Annotated in this window: 12 protein-coding genes; 7 read left to right on the forward strand and 5 right to left on the reverse strand. The window is 70.8% G+C overall.

The annotated features are described in order from the left end of the window. Positions 1–19: 19 nt before the first annotated feature. From OG226_RS49665 to OG226_RS49675, 3 genes are all read right to left on the reverse strand, one after another. The gene (locus OG226_RS49665) at positions 20–640 is read right to left on the reverse strand and encodes a TetR-like C-terminal domain-containing protein (RefSeq protein WP_329352978.1); all 621 of its coding nucleotides are present in this window, start codon (positions 638–640) and stop codon (positions 20–22) included. Then, entirely contained in the window at positions 633–1,469 is an 837-nt protein-coding gene (locus OG226_RS49670) for an alpha/beta fold hydrolase (RefSeq protein ID WP_329352979.1), read from the reverse strand. The genes OG226_RS49665 and OG226_RS49670 overlap by 8 nt, the downstream gene beginning before the upstream one ends. Positions 1,470–1,695: 226 nt before the next feature. After that, positions 1,696–2,898, reverse strand: coding sequence for a hypothetical protein (locus OG226_RS49675; RefSeq protein ID WP_328686138.1), 1,203 nt, complete (start codon positions 2,896–2,898; stop codon positions 1,696–1,698). A gap of 490 nt (positions 2,899–3,388) precedes the next feature. Here OG226_RS49675 and OG226_RS49680 point away from each other — a divergent pair, with 490 nt between their 5' ends. Then, positions 3,389–3,604: a hypothetical protein gene (locus OG226_RS49680; RefSeq protein WP_328686139.1), complete on the forward strand. Its 216-nt coding sequence runs from the start codon at positions 3,389–3,391 to the stop codon at positions 3,602–3,604. A gap of 444 nt (positions 3,605–4,048) precedes the next feature. Here OG226_RS49680 and OG226_RS49685 read toward each other — a convergent pair whose 3' ends face one another. Then, on the reverse strand, positions 4,049–5,683 hold the full coding sequence (locus OG226_RS49685) for a condensation domain-containing protein (protein WP_328686140.1): 1,635 nt from the start codon (positions 5,681–5,683) through the stop codon (positions 4,049–4,051). 556 nt (positions 5,684–6,239) lie between these two features. Here OG226_RS49685 and OG226_RS49690 point away from each other — a divergent pair. The 6 genes from OG226_RS49690 (at position 6,240) to OG226_RS49715 (ending at position 18,331) form a co-directional block, all read left to right on the forward strand. Next, positions 6,240–6,707, forward strand: a complete 468-nt coding sequence (locus OG226_RS49690) for a hypothetical protein (RefSeq protein WP_329352980.1) — start codon at positions 6,240–6,242, stop codon at positions 6,705–6,707. A gap of 607 nt (positions 6,708–7,314) precedes the next feature. After that, positions 7,315–8,580, forward strand: a complete 1,266-nt coding sequence (locus OG226_RS49695) for an MFS transporter (protein ID WP_329352981.1) — start codon at positions 7,315–7,317, stop codon at positions 8,578–8,580. 22 nt (positions 8,581–8,602) lie between these two features. Next, positions 8,603–12,094 (forward strand): amino acid adenylation domain-containing protein, encoded by a 3,492-nt coding sequence (locus tag OG226_RS49700; RefSeq protein WP_329352982.1) that lies wholly within the window; start codon positions 8,603–8,605, stop codon positions 12,092–12,094. Then, a complete protein-coding gene (locus tag OG226_RS49705; RefSeq protein ID WP_329352983.1) occupies positions 12,091–15,105 on the forward strand; it encodes a type I polyketide synthase in 3,015 nt (1,004 codons plus the stop codon). The genes OG226_RS49700 and OG226_RS49705 overlap by 4 nt, the downstream gene beginning before the upstream one ends. After that, complete coding sequence (locus OG226_RS49710) at positions 15,102–17,522, forward strand: amino acid adenylation domain-containing protein (protein WP_329352984.1); 2,421 nt, start codon at positions 15,102–15,104, stop codon at positions 17,520–17,522. The genes OG226_RS49705 and OG226_RS49710 overlap by 4 nt, the downstream gene beginning before the upstream one ends. Beyond that, positions 17,519–18,331: a hypothetical protein gene (locus tag OG226_RS49715; protein WP_329352985.1), complete on the forward strand. Its 813-nt coding sequence runs from the start codon at positions 17,519–17,521 to the stop codon at positions 18,329–18,331. The genes OG226_RS49710 and OG226_RS49715 overlap by 4 nt, the downstream gene beginning before the upstream one ends. Here OG226_RS49715 and OG226_RS49720 read toward each other — a convergent pair. Then, on the reverse strand, positions 18,328–18,495 hold the full coding sequence (locus OG226_RS49720; protein ID WP_329352986.1) for a hypothetical protein: 168 nt from the start codon (positions 18,493–18,495) through the stop codon (positions 18,328–18,330). The genes OG226_RS49715 and OG226_RS49720 overlap by 4 nt on opposite strands. Positions 18,496–18,637 lie beyond the last annotated feature (142 nt).

Raw genomic sequence — 18,637 nt, forward strand, 5'->3', positions numbered from 1 at the left:
GGAGCGCGGTCCTCGGCGGTCAGAGCGTCCCGCCCGGCGCGGCCCTGTGGGAGAGGGCGCTGTTGGTGCTGGTGGTCGTGGTCTCCCGCAGGCCGTGGTCGATGAAGTCGATCATCCAGGTGAAGCTGTCGTCGATGTCGGTGGCGAACTGGAACCCGCCGGCTGCTTCCAGGGATGCGTATCCGTGCAGGACGGTGCGCAGCATCCGCAGCGCGTGGATCTGCTGGTCGGGGTCGATGTGGTAGCCGTGGAGCATGGCGGCCCAGGAGTCGACCACCCGGTTGAGGGCGTCGATGAGGGGGTCGTCGGGCCCGGTGGGGCGGGCGGCGTTGGCAGCGGCGTATCGGCCGTGGTGGTCCTTGACGAAGGTCCGCATCGCCTGTGCGCCGCGGGCCAGGGCTTCGGTGCCGGACCGGCCCTGGATGGCGTCGCGGATGGCGTCGGCGCACTGGTTCATGGCCAGGATGGCGATGCGGTGGGTGAGGTCGGTCTGGCCGGTGACGTGCTTGTACAGCGAGGGTGTTTTGACCCCGAGCCGTTCGGCGACCAGGCCCATGCCGAGCTGGTCGAACCCGACCTCGTCGATAAGGGCGGCGGCGGCTTCGGTGACCGCCGTGGCGGTGAGTCCGGCCCTAGGCACGGCCGGCCGCCTTGGCCAGGAACGGCAGGGCCAGCGCGAGGACCTGGTCGGGGGTCTGGGCGTGCGGGTAGTGGCCGGCGCCGTCGATCACGGCCAGCTCGCCGAGGCCGGCGGGCAGGTCGGCGATGATCTTCGCCCCTTCGGCGCGGGGGTCGGCCCAGTCGGGGTCCAGGCTGCCCTCGACGATCAGGACCGGGCAGGTGACGTGGGCGAGCTGGGCGCCGGCGTCGGTGGGCTTGGACTTGCACATGTCCTGCAGGGCCTTCATCCGGCCGGGCTCACTCAGCGTGGCCTCGATGCGGGCCAGTTCGCTGTCCCAGTCGGCGGGCTTGGCCGGGTAGGCCACGTCGAGGTACTTCTTCCAGTCCGCCAGACGTCCCCGGACGATGACCTGCGCCATCCGCGTGTACCCGGTCCGGAAGCGCTTGACCCGGATCAGCCCGCCCAGGTCGAGCGGCTGCGCACGGGTGAACGGAGCCAGCTCGATCACTCCGCTGATCACGTCGGGCGCGGTGGCGGCGGCGATGGTCGCGGCGCCGCCGCTTATCGACTGCCCGATGATCACGGCCGGGCCGCCGAGGTGACGCACGACGGCGACCAGATCTCCGGCGATGTCGGTGCGGCTGTAACCGTCCCAACCGAGGCTGGACTCACCGCACCCGCGGATGTCGACGTTCGCGACCCGGTAACCGGCGGCCACCAGTCCGGGAACGAGGAAGCGGTAGGAGTGCCGGCTGTCGCCGATACCGTGCGCCAGCACGACCAGGGGGCCTTCCCCGGTCACGTCGAAGGCGATGGTGTTCTTGCCGATTCTCAGGTGCTCGGTCATGTCGTCCTCCACAGAATGGCTAACGTGATTAGCCATAGACTAGTCACATTAGCTACGAAGGTCAACGCTGCGCCCAGCGGCGCTCGATCGGGGGCCACAGGCCCAGGGCAATGGGCTGCCGCACGGCGCAGAGCGGTATTTTCCGCGAGAACTACTGAGACCCTCGTTACCGCAACGTTCCAGGTCGGAGTACACAGGCACCTCACATGCCTACAGCTCGTGCTGCTCAGGACATGATCGGGTCGCTCTGGCTGCGGTGCGGGTGCGCGTCGTGGATGTATTTCATGGCGGTGCGGGGGGAGAGGCCGAAGAGGCGGATGAGGTGGAGGGGGTCGTCGGTGTGCTGGGCCTCGTTGAGGATGCGGTCCACGCGTAGGCGGCCGGCCTGGTGGCCGTGGGTGCGTAGGGGCTTGTTGATCGCCTGGATCGACACCGGGGGGCGGGTGTCGTCGGTGGCGGTACGGGCGGTGACCAGCAGATAGGGGCTGGTGGTAGCGGGCCGGCGTCGGAGGCGTTCGGCGAGCCACTGCCGTGCCGGGCGGTGGGTGAGTTCGTCCAGGTAGACGGTGTGGACGGGTTTGCCGGTGCGGCGCACGCGGAGGGTGGCGCGGCTGTGGTCGAGGTCGTCCAGCAGCAGGTGGGACTGGTCGTGGGTGCTCAGGGCGTGCATGGCGGCGAGCACGAAGCTGAGCCGGTCGCGGGGGTTGGGGAGGCGTTCGAGAGTGCCGTGCAGCATGTCGTCGGCCAGCGGTCGCGGTAGCACGACGGCGGTGGTCAGGGAGATGGTGCGGGCCGGGTCGCGGAAGATGAGCCTTTCCCGTTTGAGGGCGCGGAACAGCGAGCGCAGGGCGGTGGCCCGGGACTTGGCGGCTTCTCCCTGGACCGGTTCGAGGGCCTGCTCGATGTGGGTCTGGGCGACGGCCCGCAGATCGGTGACGCCGTCCTCGTACAAGGTGCGCGGCGGGGGCGCGCACAGGCGCAGGTAGGAGTGGATGGTCGATGGGGCGAGGGGTCGGCTGGGTCGTGGAGTCGTGCCGTACGGGACATCGATCCACCGGTTGGGCGGGCGGCGGAACGCGGCCGGGGCGGTGTCAGCGAGGTGCCGGGCCCGGGCCAGAGCCGCATCCGAGTGCCGGTCGGGGGCGAGGCGTCCGCTCACGCGCAGGTAGTTGATGACGCGGGCGCCGTGAAAGTGCTCGCGGCGGGCGATCAGCCGCACGTCCTCCTCCGGCAGCGGGGCGTCGGCGCCGAGGTGGGCGAGCAGGACGCGCAGGGTGGGGATGCTCCCGCTCATGCGGCAGGCGTCCCGGCCGCGGCTCTTGATGTGGGCGACGAAGTCGTTGAGCAGGATCCGGGCGGCTGAGGTCAGGGCCGGGAGGTGCCGGTCGTCCAGGCGTGTCCAGTCCCGCGGCAGGTGGAAGAGCTCCAACTGGCCCGGCAGTGCGCGGTGTTGGGAAACAGGGCGGGCGGCCCGCGAGGCACGGATGGCTTCACGGCGCTTGCGCTGGAGACGGCGGCGCCCGTACAGCCCGCCTTCCCTGCTGCGCGGAGCAAGAGGCCCGCCGAACCGAGCTGGTCGCCGCCGTCCAGACGGATGCCGTCGAGGTTGTAGTCGGTCTCCGCGACGGTGAGCACGCATCGCCGGCAGTGGTCGTCGCGCAACGGCAGCCACCGGCCGCACCGGTGGCACGGGGCCGCCCGGCGCCCCAGTCCAGACAGGGCACACACCGCTGGTCCCGCTCGTTCGTCCAGGCCAGGCACTCGCGACAACTGCCCAGGCCGGCGGACATCCAGGAGGGCACCAGGCGCGGCCGCGCCCGGACATCCTGGGGCGGGCAACGTGCCCCGGGAACGGGAGAAGGGCTCTACGTCACCAACGCGTCAGTGGCTGGGCCAGCCCCTGGGAGAAGAGGTCCGTCGTGGCCTTCGACCTGGGGGACTGCGACGGCGTCCGGACCTACCGGAAGATCAGCACCTTCTTTCCACAGCACGGCGAACGCTTCGACCCGAGCCTGTACATCGACTTGTGTACAGGGGAGTACTCAAATGCCCCCTGGACCGAAGAGCGGCTCCACGACGAGTTGCGGCTTGATGACGTGGATGGGGCAAGTAGCGGTGCCGGGCTGAGGTCCTGATCGCTGGAGGCCATCGTCGGCGGTCACGTCCACGGGAGTGGTGAAGCGACGCCCGCTCGGTGAACTCCTCTTTGAGGAAACCTGGTTCAGCAGATTCCGGGCGTCATGGGATGAGACCAAGAGCCGAATATCAGGTCTCATCCCGTCCTCGCGCAGCGGCCGGTTCGACGATGCTGACGTCCAGTCACCTCAGCCCTCTCCGTACGAGTAACGGCTCGACGCTGACCTCCAGCAGCAGCCGCCTGATGATGAGGGAGGGGCTGGTCGGCGTGGGTTCCTCGCCGCGGACCGAGGTGTGCCGAGCCGGTGACCCTGTTTCCTGCCCCACGTCCTCCCGTGCGGCGTTCATTTCCGCGGGTATCCCGCATTCCGCTCCTCCCACTTCCAGAAGAGCGACGCATGGGGCATCCGCAGTCGTGCGCCGCGCCGCACTGCGACCTGGTGTCAGGCTGTCGCCTCTGCCGTGAACTGGATGATCGCGTCGCGCAGCAGCGCGCCGAATCGGTCGGCCAGACCGTCGGGATAGCGTCCCGCGGCCGTGTTCACACCGATCGAGAGGTCGTCCCCGTCCCGCTCGACCTGGATGCTGGGCCCGGGGAAGAAGGTGACGGAGGCGTTCTCGTCCAGGAGTCGGGCCCGCGCGGTACCGAACCGGGTGCCGACCGGCGAATCGCTCGTGTGATGGACGTAGATGTGCGGCTTGTACGGGGTGCGGCCGTCGACGGTGCCCTGGTAGCGCTGGACCAGCACGTTGAACGGCACCGGGTTGCGGTACGCGAACATCAGCTGTTCCTGCGTACGTCGGACGAGTTCGAGTGCCGATACGCCGAGGCCGCCGTCCTGCCCGCCGATGCGGACGATCACACTGTCCGAGAGCCAGCCGACCAGGTCGTCCTGGACGTCCGTCCGGCCGGACTGGGAGGAGCACACCACGGCGTCCTGTCTGCCGTCGAGGGCGTGCAGAGCGTGGAAGACCAGGCCCATGACCGCCGTGTGGCGAGTCACCCGGGCGGCCAGGCAGGCCGACTCGAAGTCGGCGGCGGCCGGAGCGGACAGTGTGAACCGGGTGAACTCGGCGGGCTGTGGGGGCCGGAACTCCTCCGCTGTGTCGACCGGCGCCAGATCGTCCTGAGGGGCGTGCGGAAACCCGGCCAGGGCCATGTCCCATGAATCCAGCATGCGTGTCTCGCCGACCCGCCATTGCGCTTCCCGTGCGCCGAGGACCTGTCGGGCGGTCGTGCGCAGCGGCGGAAGTCCGGGCCGGCGGTTTTCGAGCGACGCCTCGTAGAACTCGGCCAGATCGCGCCAGAGCAGGCCTGCGGAGGTGGCATCGCTGACCAGGTGATCGACGGTCAGGGTGAACAGATGTCGATCCCCGCTCAGCAGGGTGAGGTGCGCGGACAGCAGCGGTGGCTCGCGGAAGTCGAACGGGGTGCTCACCTGTTCCTGGGCCAGGGCCAGCGCTTCGGACCAGGCTGTGTCGAAGGGGCGATGGCGCAGGTCGTGGATGGTCAGGTTCGGCCCGTCGAGGAGTTCCGGCGGCACCTCCCTGAGATGGATCTCGCCGTCCGCGGTGAGGAACGCGGTCCGCAGGCCGACATGACGAACGAGGAGGTCGCGCACGGCCGCTTCGAGTGCGGGGACGTCGACAGGGCCGAGGAGTTCGACCGCGAGCTGGATGGCGAGCGGGGGCGCGCCGCCTTCGCCGGCGAGCAGTCGCTCCCGGGCCATCGCCACCCGGTTGCGCTGTCCGTGCGAGAGGTCCGGCGGAGCCGTCGACGCGGTCGTGGGCGTACGGGGCGCGGAGCGGTCACGATCGCCCTGCGCGGCCACCAGCGCGAGTTGTCTCGCGAACGAGCGGTGTTCCAGCACATCGACAAGGCCGATATGAGGGAAACCCGCCTGCCGTATCCGGGACGCGAGAATCGTCGCCTGTAAGGAACTGCCGCCCAGGGCGAAGAAATCGGCGTCGTCCTGCGGCTGCGAGCCGAGCAGTTCCGCCCACTGTCCCGCGAGCCAGGTCTTCAATTGACCTGGTGCCGGCGGCCGTTCGACTGCCGCTTCGGTTACTGACTTCATGCTCATAGGCGCACCGCCTGAGCGGAACAAACGAAAATCCCCGTGATCACGCTTGTTTTCCTTCCAGCCCGTCGTCGCACTGCGTCCGGTCGCGGCTTTCCAGCCGATGGGCAACCGGAACTGCAGGGGGCAGAAACCGAGCACGCGCACTCTGGGATCGAGGCCTGAGGTGGCCGTGTCTCGATCCTGCGCCGTGCGTCTCACGATCTGTTCGAGCGGCAATGCCCCCGTTGAATGCTCGAATGGCGGCGAGCATAGGTGAGTTCGGTGCGGCCCGCAAGCCTGAATTCGCTCCCACAGGGGAGTCCGGTATATCGGGCATAGGTCACTATCGATGAGAGATGTCCTCTTTAGCTATAACAAGTGCTTCCCGTGTCCCTGCGATGCCTCCCCTGTGCAGAAATGATTCCTCAGATCTCGGATCGCATTCGGAATGAATCCCTCCGATCAGTGGATCGTCCGGCCCCGTCGCCGCTTCCGTGTGTCCCGCGTCTACGAGTGGTCCAGATGAATAAAAAACTCCACCCTCATGCCCCGCGGCACGCATGATGTGCGGATGCCTATTTCCGAAACCCGCCTCAGGAACCTGCTGGCCTCCCTCGATCTGCCGCCGCACGACTACGTCGTCGCCGGCAGCGGACCCTTGCTGGCGCACGGGCTCAAGCCGGTGATCGGCGATCTGGACCTGGTGGCGCGCGGGGCCGCCTGGGCCCGCGCCGCCGAGCTGGGCAGGCCCGGCCCGACGGCGTCCGGGTTCGGACTGCGGGTCGGCCTGGCCGACAGGCAGGTCGAGATATTCGACCGGTGGCACCCGATACGCGAGCGCGGTGTGCTCCTGGACACCGACCGGCTGATCGACGAGGCCGAGATCGTTCGCGGTACCCGGTTCCTCTCGCTGTCCCACACGCTCGCCTGGAAGTTCGCCCTCGGCCGGGTGAAAGACCTGGGCGACATCGCGCTGATCCAGCGTCACCTCGCACGGACCGCCGGAAGCCGACCGCAGGTGAGACCCAGTCACCGCTGACGATCCGTGAGGGGCGAGACCCGCCGTCCAGCGCGCTTCCCCGGCGCCGCCGCTCCGGGACGAGGGCCGGATCGGCGACCTGCCTCGTGCCGTGTGGCCGCGTCCGAACCCCCGGAGGAACGGTCCGCCTCGGGCGGCCGGCGCCGCATCCCAGCGCGTCCGGTGCCATGGCCGGTGTCCGGCTGAGCGTCGTCCCGGTGCGCGGACGACTCGCGCGGCGGCTCGCGTCCGATGCCCGACGTCGGCGCGGGGGAGGCCGCGACGGGGCAGCGAGAACACCCGCGGTGGACGACTCGAAGAAGCCCCCGCACCTTCCCGCGCATTGACCTCTCCGCAGCTCAGCGCCGACGCGGGAGCCGAGATCCGCCACCGTTCTCCAAGCGAACTCGTGTCAGTTGCCGATGAGTTGCCGCACAGTGAACCTCAGGTTTTCCCAAAATGACTGACACTGAAGATCGGACGTGCGCTACATTCCCTGCCACCGACGGCGAGAGTGAATCGGCTGGGCCCTGACCGCGGACTGACGGCGGCAGCGGCAACCACCTCACGCGCTGTCTCTGCCGGAATTCTCCGCCAACTCCATGTTCACCACGGGGGTAAGTTTGTGGTGCGTATCAGCGGTTTACTGCCGCCTCCCGGACCCATACGGGTCCTTCAGATCAACAACCTCATCGCGACGATCGGATATGGCCTCTACACATCGGGCAGCGCCGTCTTCTTCGTGAAAGCGGGTGGAATGTCCCAGTCGAAAGTCGGACTGGGATTCTCGCTGGCAGGTCTGGCCGGCGTACTGCTGGGTGTTCCCATCGGCAGACTGGCCGACCGCTGGAACTCCCGCGACGTGTCGATCGGTTGCTCGGCGCTGCTTTCCCTGCTGCTGGTCGCGGCCGTCTTCGTCCATTCGTTCCGGCAGTACCTTCCGGTGATCACCGCCATCGGAATCGTCGAGGCAGGCGGCAATGTGTCGCGTGGATCCCTCCTCGCCGAGCTGGTACCGAAGGAAAAGCGTGTGCGCATCGCCGCGTACAGCAGAGTGGTCACCAACATCGGTTTCTCGGTGGGTGTGCTCTGCGCCGGCGTGGTGATCGGCATCAACACCCGAGCGGCCTACGCCTCCCTGATCCTGGGCATGGCGCTCGCCGCTGCGGCTGCCGCGGTCCTCAGCCTGCGGCTGCCGCGCCCCCGTCCCGACGGGACGGCCAAGGCGAAGGGGGACAGCGGGCGACGCGGATACGATCTCCCCTACATCGCAGTGTCCGTGGTCAGTAGCACCACCCTGATCGGCAACACCATCCTGACCGTCGGACTCCCGCTGTGGGTCATCGGCCACACCCGGGTCCCCACACCGCTGGCAGCATGGATGATCCTCGGGAACACCCTGTTGGTGATCGCCCTCCAGGTCAGGCTGTCCCGGGGGAGCGACACCGTCCCCGGCGCCCGGCGCATGCAACGCGGCGCGTTCGCCGCCCTCGCCTGTGCCTGCCTAGGCGCCGCGGCCGTACCGCGGTTCGGCACCCTGGCCGCCACCGGCGTCCTGCTGGTCACCGTCGCTCTGCTTACCCTGGGCGAACTGTGGGGCGAGAGCGCCAACTGGTCGTTCCGCTACGGGCTCGCACCGGCCGGCGCCCACGGCGCCTACGGCGGGATGTACGCGCTGGGCGGCTCGCTGCCGAACATCGCCGGCCCGGTGCTCGTCACCTTCTGCACCGCCCGGTTCGTGCCCGGCGGATGGTTGATCCTCGCCCTGGTCTTCGTGGCCGGCCTGCTCGCCAACGGGCCCGTCATCGCGTGGGCCGAGCGCACTCGCGGGCCCGAGGCCGAACCACCGCGCGACGGCTTGCCGCAGACGCAACAGACTCCAACAGCACTCTGATCACGCAGGATCGGAAGACTCCATGAGCACGTATGCCCAAGCACCCACGCGACCCTCGTTGACCGTAGCGGCCGCACAGATCCTCGGACGCGAACCGGACACCCTGCCGGCCGAGGCACACCATTCTTCCTTCGTCACCCTGGGAGGCACCTCGCTCAGCGCGGTCGACCTCGTCGCACGGGCCGAACGCCTCGGCCTGGCCATCGACCTGGCCGCCCTGCTGGGAGGCGAGCCCCTCGCCGAGACCCTCGCGGCGGCCCGCCCGGTCCCCGCCCCGGACGCCGGCCGGGACCACGCGCCGTCACCGCGCGCCGACCGCGCCGCCACCGCGGGCGAGAGCGCCATGCTGGTGAGCGAGGACCTGGGCGCGGGCCACCCCTGGCGCCTGCTCTTCAGCGCGGACCTGCACGGTGAACTCGACCGGGACGCACTGCTCGACGCCGTCCAGGGACTGACGGATCGTCACGAAGCGCTCCGCACCGTCTACTTCCAGGGACCTGACGGACCGCGCGCCCGAGTCGTCCCCCAATGGCGGGCCCGCGTGCGTCTCCAGGAACTGGCGCTCGCCGACGGCGAGGCCGGTGTGGACACCGTCCATGCCATGCTCGCGGCGGCCGCGCCCTCCCTGCTGCGCCCCTTCACCCGCCCGCCCGTCGTCTTCACCCTGACCAAGGGCGGCGACAGCCGACATGTGTTGAGTCTGCTTATCCACCACGTGGTCGCCGACGGCTGGAGCATCGGGCTGCTGTGGCGCGAGTTGTTCGCCCGCTATCAAGGTCGCGGACCGACCGGACCTGCCCCGGGACTCGCGAGTTGGAGCCGACCCGACGCGGAACACCTCGCCGCCCGCCGGATCGGCGAACTGTCAGCGACGCCGACCGTGCTGGAACTGCCCGGCGACCTGCGCCGCCCCGACGTCTTCGACGGCCGGGGGGTACGCATCCCCGTCCCGCTGTCCGCCGAACTCGGCGACTCCTGTGCCGAGTTGGCGCACACCTGCGGTGTCACCCGCAATGTGGTGCTGCTCGCCGCATGGTCGCTGGCCGTCGCCCGCCGGGCCGGCGTCCCGCGGCTGATCACCGGACTGTCCTGGGTCGGCCGGTCGACCCAGTCCCAGCAGTCGACGGTCGCCCTGGGTACCTCACTCCTGCCGGTGCGCTGCGAGCCCGACACCACCGCGACCGTCCGCGCCTATGTCCAGGACGTCGGCCGGGACGTCCGCGCCGCCATCGACGCCCGGGACGTCCCCGTCCAACGACTCGCCAAGGGCCTCGGCGCCGGCACCGACCCCCGCCGCAACCCCCTCGTCCAGGTGGGCTTCGCCGCGCACGACGAGATGGTGCCGGAACACTTCGCCCTTCCGGGACTGGACGCCCGGCTGTACGAGGGGCACTGCGGCGGTGCGACCCTCGACGCCCTGCTCTACGTACAGCGATGGGGCAGCCGGCCGCTCCTGAGCATGGAGTACGCGTCCTCGGTTCTCGCACCGGGCGAGGCCGCGCTCCTGGTCTCGGACTTCCTGACGGTGCTACGGCGGATGACCGGCCACCCGGAGCAGGAGGTCCGGACCGTCACCGCCGCGCGGAGCGAAGCCCCGCCCGCCGAAGCGTTCGAGGCCGCCGCGCCGCCGACGGACAGTCCCGACCTGTCCTCGGTCCCGGTCACCGATGTGTGGCAACTCGTCGCGCGGGCCGCGACCCGCGACCCGCACGCGCCGGCGGTGACCGTACCCGGCCGCCCGGCCTTGTCCTATGCCGACCTGGTACGTGCCGTGGAGGCGCAGTCCGCAGCCCTGCACACGGCGGGCGTCCGTGACGGCGACCGCGTCGTCGTCGCCGTGCCCCGGTCGGCGGAGGAGATCGTCGCCGTACTGGCCGCGCTGCGGATCGGCGCAGCGTACATCGGCATGGAACCCCGGCTCCCCGCCGCCGTCGTGCAGCGCGTCGCCGAAGTGGTGCGCCCCGCGGCCGTGCTGGCGCTCCCGGCACGGGCTGCCGAACTCGTCGCCACGGGGCTCACCGCCATCCCGGTCGAACCGGTCGATCCCTGGGGACCCCCGGATCCAGCCGCGGACGTGCCGCCCCCGGCCGCGCCCGACCCGGAGCGGGTCGCCTACATCGCCTTCACCTCGGGTTCCACCGGCCGTCCGAAGGCGGTCCGCATACCCCACCGTGCCGTACTACGACTGGTCCTCGACCCGCAGGTGGTGCGGCCGAAGGCACTGGCACGCTTCCTCCGGCTCGCCCCGCTGTCCTTCGACGCGTCGACTCTGGAACTGTTCACCCCGCTGGCGGCGGGTGGGTCGATCGTGGTCCATCCCGACCGGCAGCCGACGACCGCCGCGCTGGCCCGGTTCCTGGACGAACAGGCGGTGACCGGGCTGTGGCTGACCGCCGGACTGTTCCGGTTGGTGGCGGACCATGAACCAGAGGCCTTCGGCGGGGTCGACCAGGTACTGACCGGTGGTGACGTCGTGCCTGCGGCCCAGGTGCGCCGGGTACTGGAGTGCTGCCCCGGCCTGCGGATCAGCAACGGCTACGGGCCGACGGAGAACACCACCTTCACCACGGTCCACCACCTCGACGACGCCGCCGCCGTCGGCGACACGGTACCGATCGGCCGACCGATCGCCGGAACCGACGTCCTGGTCGTCGACGAACACGAGCGGCCCGTCCCCCGAGGCGCCGTCGGCGAGCTGTACACGTCGGGACGAGGACTTGCCCTCGACTACCTCGATGACGCCGACGAGACGGCGCGCCGCTTCGTGCGGGGGCCCGACCGACGACGCCACTACCGCACCGGCGACCTCGTGCGCTGGGACGGGGAGGGCGATCTGCGGATCCTGGGCCGACGCGACCACCAGGTCAAGATCCGTGGATTCCGGGTGGAACTGGAGGAGGTGGCCGCGGTCCTACGGGACCTTCCGGACGTGGCGGACGCCGTCGCGGTCCCCACCACGAGCGGCGGGGGCGAGACCCGCATCGTCGCGGGCATCGTCGCCGCCCGCGAAGCCCTCGACCCGCTGCGGCTGCGCGCCCTGGCCGCCGAGCAACTGCCCGAACACGCCGTCCCCTCCCTCTGGGCCGTCACCGACGGTCTCCCGCTCACCGCGAACGGCAAGGTGGACGTAGGGGAGTTGACCGCACGGGCGCTCGCCGCCTCCAGCCCCGGCCGGCCCGCAGGCGACACTGCCGCCCCGGCCGAAGGCAACGGGACCCGACGGAGCGGGCCCGACACGGCCGAGGACGAGAGCGGCCAGGTCGATCCGGGCGAGTCCGTCGAGGAGATCGAGGACCGGGTCGCCGACATCTGGGAGCGGATCCTTGGGACGACCGACTTCGGTTACGCCGACCGGTTCTTCGACGTGGGCGGAGACTCCCTCCAAGTGCCCCAGGTCCGCACCCAGTTGGCCGCCGCCTATCCCGGCTGCGAGCTGAGACTCGCCGACATGTTCCGCTACTCGACGGTGGAGCAGTTGGCCGCCTTCCTGCACAGGAAGGTGAACGCCGGATGAGCGACGGAACCGTCCCCGGACCCGACAGCGACACGGCCGTCGCCGTCATCGGCCTCGCGGGCCGCTTCCCCGGCTCCGACTCCGTCGACGAGCTGTGGTCCAGCCTTCAGGCCGGCGAGGAGTCCCTGACCCGCTTCAGCACCGAACAGCTCATCGCCGCCGGGGTGCCCCCGCACGAGTACGAGAACCCCGACTACGTACCGGTACGCGGTGTCCTCAACGACGTGGAACTCTTCGACGCCGCACTCTTCGGATACTCGGCACGCGAAGCGGAACTCACGGATCCGCAACAGCGGCTGCTCCTGGAGTGCGGGTGGCAGGCGTTGGAGGCGGCCGGATACGGCGGATTCGACGGCAGGGGAGGAGTGTTCGTCGGCACCGGAATGAACACCTATCTCCTGCGCCACCTGCTCACCAACCCGCGAGGAGCACAGGACGCGGACCTTCTCCAGCTCATGCTGGGCAACGAGAAGGACCACGCCGCCACCCGCCTCGCCTACCGGCTCGGCCTGCGCGGACCCGCGCTGGCCGTCCAGACCGCTTGCTCCACCTCACTGGTCGCGGTCCACCTCGCCCGCCAGAGCCTCCTCCAGGGCGACTGCGACCTCGCCCTCGCCGGCGGAGCCTCCGTCCAGCCGCCCCAGCACACCGGCTACGTCTACGCCCGCAACGGAATCCTTTCCCCCGACGGCCACTGCCGCCCCTTCGACCGGGACGCACACGGCACGGTCGTAGGCCAGGGAGCCGCGCTGGTCGTCCTCAAACGGGCCCGGGACGCCTACGCCGACGGCGACACCGTGCACGCGCTGATCCGCGGCTCGGCCATCAACAACGACGGTGGCCGCAAGGTCGGTTACACGGCACCGAGCGCCGAGGGCCAGACCGAGGTGATCGACGCGGCCCTGCGCTCCGCGGGAATCACCGCGGACACCATCGGATACGTCGAAGCACACGGAACCGGCACCGAAGTCGGCGACGGAATCGAGATCGCCGCTCTCACCGAGGCGTACCGGAAGCACACGGACAAGACCGGGTTCTGCGCCGTCGGCAGCATCAAGGCGAACCTGGGGCACCTCGATGCCGCCGCCGGCGTGAGCGGCCTCATCAAGGCCGTGCTCGCCGTACGCGAAGGCGTGATCCCACCGGCGGTCAACTGCCCCGAGCCCAACCCGGAGATCGGCTGGGACGCCACACCGTTCTACGTCACCACCCGCGCCCGCACCTGGCCGGCCGAGGGCGGACCGCGTCGCGCCGGGGTCAGCGCGTTCGGCATCGGCGGCACCAACGCTCATGTGATCGTCGAACAGGCGGCGCCACGGCCCGCGCCACCCGCGGCACGCCCGCGGCCCTCCCTCCTCGTGCTGTCCGCCCACGAACGGCAGGCCGCCCTGTCCTCGGCGGACCGGCTCGCACATCACCTCGGCACGGCCGTCGCGGCGGAGGTCCCGGACATCGCCCGCACCCTCCGGGTCGGCAGGGCCACCCGGACCTGGCGCACCGCCGTCGTGGGTGCCGCACCGCACACCCTGCGCGACCGGCTGCGGTCGGCGCAGCCCCGCCACGCCCACCGCGCGGTCACCCTCGGGTTCATGTTCCCAGGCCAGGGAGCCCAACGCCCGGGCATGGCGACGGGCCTCTACGACGAACTGCCCCGGTTCCGGGAGGTGCTGGACGAGTGCTGCGAGCGGCTGGCCGGCCATCTCGGCCTGGATCTGCGCACCTTGCTGCTGAAGCAGAGCGCAGACACAGACGCCGAGACGGCTCTGCGCGGCACACGGCTGGCCCAGCCGGCCCTGTTCGCCACCGAGTACGCGCTGGCCGCCCAGCTCCTCGACTGGGGTATCAGACCCAGGGTCCTCATCGGCCACAGCATCGGCGAGTACACCGCCGCCTGCCTGGCCCAGGCGCTCGACCTTCCGGACGCCCTGGACCTGGTCGCCGTACGCGGACGCCTCATGGACGCGGCGCCGCCCGGGGCGATGCTCGCCGTGCACGCGGCGGAGGAGAAGATCGAACCGCTGCTGCCCGAGGGCGTGTCGGTCGCGGCCCGCAACGGACCCGAGGCGGTCGTGCTCTCGGGACCGCCCGACGCCGTCGCGTCCACCGCCGCGACACTCGCCGAACACGGCGTGTCCGCGCGGCCGTTGCGGGTGTCGCACGGATTCCACAGCATGCTGATGGACCCGGTCCTCGACGAGTTCCGTGAACACGCCTCCGCCGTACGCCACCACCGGCCCCGGCTGCGGGTGATGTCGAACCTCACCGGAGAACCGGTCAGGGAGTACTCCGCCGAGTACTGGACCAGACACCTGCGGGAACCGGTCGCCTTCTCCGCCGGGCTGGCTCGGGTGCGCGCGATGACCGGTCCCGTCCTTCTGGAGGTCGGCCCGGGACGGGCCCTGACCAGCCTCGCCCGCTCACAGGGAGAGGACGCGCCGCCGCTGTGCCTGGCCGCGATGCCGGGTGCCGAGGCGGGTGAGGACCCCTACGCGGCGCTCCTGTCCGCGGTCGGCACGCTGTGGACCGCGGGCGCCGACGTCGACTGGACGGCGTTCGGCGACGGACCGGGCCGACGGGTCGTCCTGCCGCCCTACCCGTTCCAGCGCCGCCGGCACTGGCTGGACGCCGGGCCGTCCGCGACACCCCGAGCCGAGCCCCTGGCCGAGAACGGCGCGACACCGGCTCCGGAGAGCCCCGGGACTCCGGCACCCGAACCGGCCACGGCACCCGAACCCGCCGGCCACGCATCGCGGCTCCGGATCATCTGGCAGCGGCTCCTGGGCGACCAACCGGTCGGCGCCGACGCCGACTTCTTCGCCCTCGGCGGCGACTCCCTGCTCGCCGTGCGCCTGATCGCGCTGATCCGGCGCGAGTTCGACGTGACGCTGCACCTGGACGCCGTACTCGACCACCCGGGCTTCGCGGCACAGCTGGGACTTCTTCCTCCACCGGCGGCACCAGCCCACACCCCTGGCGTCGACGAAGCACGAAAGGACGCGGACACCCCATGAGTTCCGAAGTGAAGCCCTCGGCGAGGATCACAACCCTGCGCGAGAGCACCCAACGACCCGTGGTGGTCGTGGACTTCAACGAGTTCACCCCCAAGACGACGCTGGCCGACGTCGCGGACACGATCACCACCGACCAGGGCCTCTATCGCGTCGACGCCGTGACCGCCCCGCTCACCGACCCGGCGGACATCGCCGAACTCGCCCGGGCCTGCGCCCTGGAGCTGGATCGCCTGGGCGTGCGGCCGGAGACCGTGATCGGCTACTGCGGCGCGGCGACCCTCAGCCTGCACCTGGCCGCCCGACTCACCACCCCCGGCTTGCCCGGACCGCGCCTCGTCCTGGTGGAGCCGTCCTGGCCGACACCGCGATCGGTACGCGCCGACGCAGACGGCATCCGTGCGAGCCTGGGCCTCGCCACGCCGGAGACGTACGACGGAGAACTGACCCTCGAAGGGGTCATCGACTGGCTGCGCCCGGCCGTGGCCGCCAAGCTGCGTGCCGAGGGGCTCCCCGAGGACGAACTCGACCTGTGCGTCGGCATGCTGAGCGAGCGCTACCGCGCCTGGTTCACCTTTCTCCTGCACACACTCGCCACCCCCGTCCCGGCCGGCCTGCGGCCCGACGCGGTCGTCGTCGGCAACGACGGACTGCGGTTCGCCCACCCGGACTGGGCTGCCGACACCGTCCGCCTGGAGCAACTGCCCCTGCCGACAGGCGCGTTGCTGGGCGATCCGCAGACCGCCCGACTGCTCACCAGGCTCATCGACCCGGCACCGGCCGCCGCCCTGTTGCCGGAACACGGTGAGCCCGCCTGGGACGACGGAGCCCGCACCGCGGACCTGCTGTGGAGCGGACTGACCGTCGACGGCGACGCACCGGCCGTCTCCGACGAGTCGGAATCCATCACCTACCGCGAACTCGCCCTGAGAGCAGGGGATTTGGCGCAGCGCCTGCGTGACCGCGGGGTCGGACCCGACACCACCGTCGCCGTCTGCGCGCAGCGGTCGGTCGCCCTCGCCGTCGCCGTCGTCGCCATCCTCCTCGCCGACGGCGCGTTCCTGCCGCTGGACCCGACCTGGCCCGCGGGCCGTGTCGAGCATGTCGTCGACGAGGCAGGGCCGTTGATGATCCTGAGCGACGACACCTGTCGGCCGGCACTGCCGGCGGACCTGCGTGCTCCGGTACTCGCGCTCGACGCCACCACCGACGGCCCGGCGCACGCCGTCGTCGACCGGAAACAGGACCGGTCCCGTGAGCCCGACGACCAGGACCTCGCCTACGTGATCTACACCTCCGGCTCCACCGGCCGGCCCAAGGGTGTCGCGGTCCCGCACCAGGGGCTGGTCAACCGGCTGCGCTGGATGCAGGAGTGGTTCCCGATCGGCCCGGGGGACGCCGTCCTGCAGAAGACCCCCTACACCTTCGACGTGGCGGTCTGGGAGTTCCTGTGGCCGCTGACCGCCGGGGCCCGGCTGGTCATGGCCCGGCCGGACGGTCACCGCGACCCCGAGTACCTGGCCGAGACGATCCGCCGGGAACACATCACCGTCGTCCACTTCGTGCCCACGATGCTCGACGCCTTCCTGAACGAGACCGCCACCGCGCCATGCCCCTCGCTGCGCCATGTCATCGCCAGCGGCGAGGCGTTGAGCCACGGACTAGCCAACCGCTTCACCTCGTCGTACGGTGCGAGACTGCACAACCTCTACGGCCCGACCGAGGCGTCGATCGACGTGACCTGGTGGACCTGCCGGACCTCCGAACCCGGACCCGGCGTCCCGATCGGCCGACCGATCCGGGGCATCGACGTGTCCGTACGCGACGACAAGGGCCTGCGGGTCGCGGCCGGTGAGCCGGGCGAGCTGTACCTCGGCGGCGTGGGACTTGCCCGTGGATACGTCGGCCGGCCCGATCTGACCGCGGCGAGCTTCGTCGACGACCCCGAGGCCCCCGGCGAACGCCTCTACCGAACGGGAGACGTCGTCAGCTGGTCGCCGGACGGACTCCTCATCTACCACGGCCGCCGCGACCACCAGGTCAAGTTGCGCGGTCTGCGGATCGAACCCGGCGAGATCGAGGCCGTCGCCTGTGAGCACCCCTCGGTCGGCGCGGCCGTCGCGATGGTGCGCACCGACATCGCCGCCGGCGCCAAGCTCGTCCTCTACGTGACCCCCGCCCTGGACCCGGAGCAGACCGCCTCCGTGCGCGGCCATCTCGCCACTATGCTCCCGGAGTTGCTGCTCCCCGCCGCGATCGTCTCCCTGCCGTCCTTCCCCGTCACCGCCAACGGGAAGTGCGACCGGGCCGCACTTCCCGCCCCCGCCACGACGGGCGCGGGCCGTGGTGGCACCCGCAGGCGCCGCACGGCGGACGTCCCACCCGCGGGCACGCGCCGCACCGACGGACCCACCGCATGACCGCCCAGCGGGAAGAGACGACACGTATGGGCCTGGCATCACAGCTGGCGCACATCGTCGAGGAAAGCTTCGACACCCCTCACCTCCTGCGCCCGCCCGACCCCAGGCACCTCTCGGAGGGCCCCCGGACCCGCCAGGACGCGGTCGTGTTCGACGCCGTGTGCCTGTACATCGACGTCAATGGGTCGAGCGACATCCTCAACGCCCTGGGCAGACAGGACGGAGCCAGGTTCTTCCGGGCCCTCGCCCTGGGCGCCGCGGCGGTCACGACCGCCAACGGGGGACACGTCTGCGGGGTGCACGGTGACGCCGTACTCGCGTTCTTCACCGGCCCGCACCGCGCCCTCAGGGCCGCGTCCACCGCCAGACAGGTCGACACCTACGCCTCGGACACCCTGGATCCACGGCTGCGCGCCCGACTCGGCCGCAACCGGACCGCGTTGCGCCGCGGACTCGGATTCAGCGTCGGCTGCGGCATGGACATCGGCCCGGTCTTCGCCGTTCCCGTGGACGCGGGCGGGGTCAGGGACAGGATCTGGTCGGGACGCTGTGTGAACACGGCCGCCAAACTCTCCAAAGTGCCCAGGCAACGAAGACCCCTGGCCGTGACGGCAGAAGTACTGGACTCCATCGAGGCGGAGTCGGAACACCACAGCGACCGGCCGCCGCCCGACTACTGGTCACCCGAGACCACCGTCCACACGGCCGGAGCGATGCGCCGGGTGCGGTTCGGCGGGCAGCCTCCGGGAGAGCGGAAGGAAGCGCCGGTGGGCCTGGAACGACGGGTGCCGACGCCGGTCGTCCCCTAGCCGGCCGGGGTGGACACGTGGGCGCCGATTGGCCCGCCGTCGGCGACTGGGATCGCGTCACCATCGAGCCGCTGCGGCTTGTCCACTGCGGGGACCGCGACGCCCTCGGCCTGGGCCTGTCGGATGACGAGCGGACCCTCGTGCATGTCGGCCCGCACAGCCATGTGCGGGTCTACGACGCCGCATCCGACGACTTCATCGCCTGCGGACCTCAAGCAAGGGCCGCCGCGCCGGCCGGAGTCGGCACGTGCCTCGCCGGTCTCGTGCCCGACGAGGATGCGTGGTCAGGTCACGATCCGCTCACCC

This window comes from Streptomyces sp. NBC_01261, from assembly GCF_036226385.1.
Classification (GTDB): domain Bacteria; phylum Actinomycetota; class Actinomycetes; order Streptomycetales; family Streptomycetaceae; genus Streptomyces.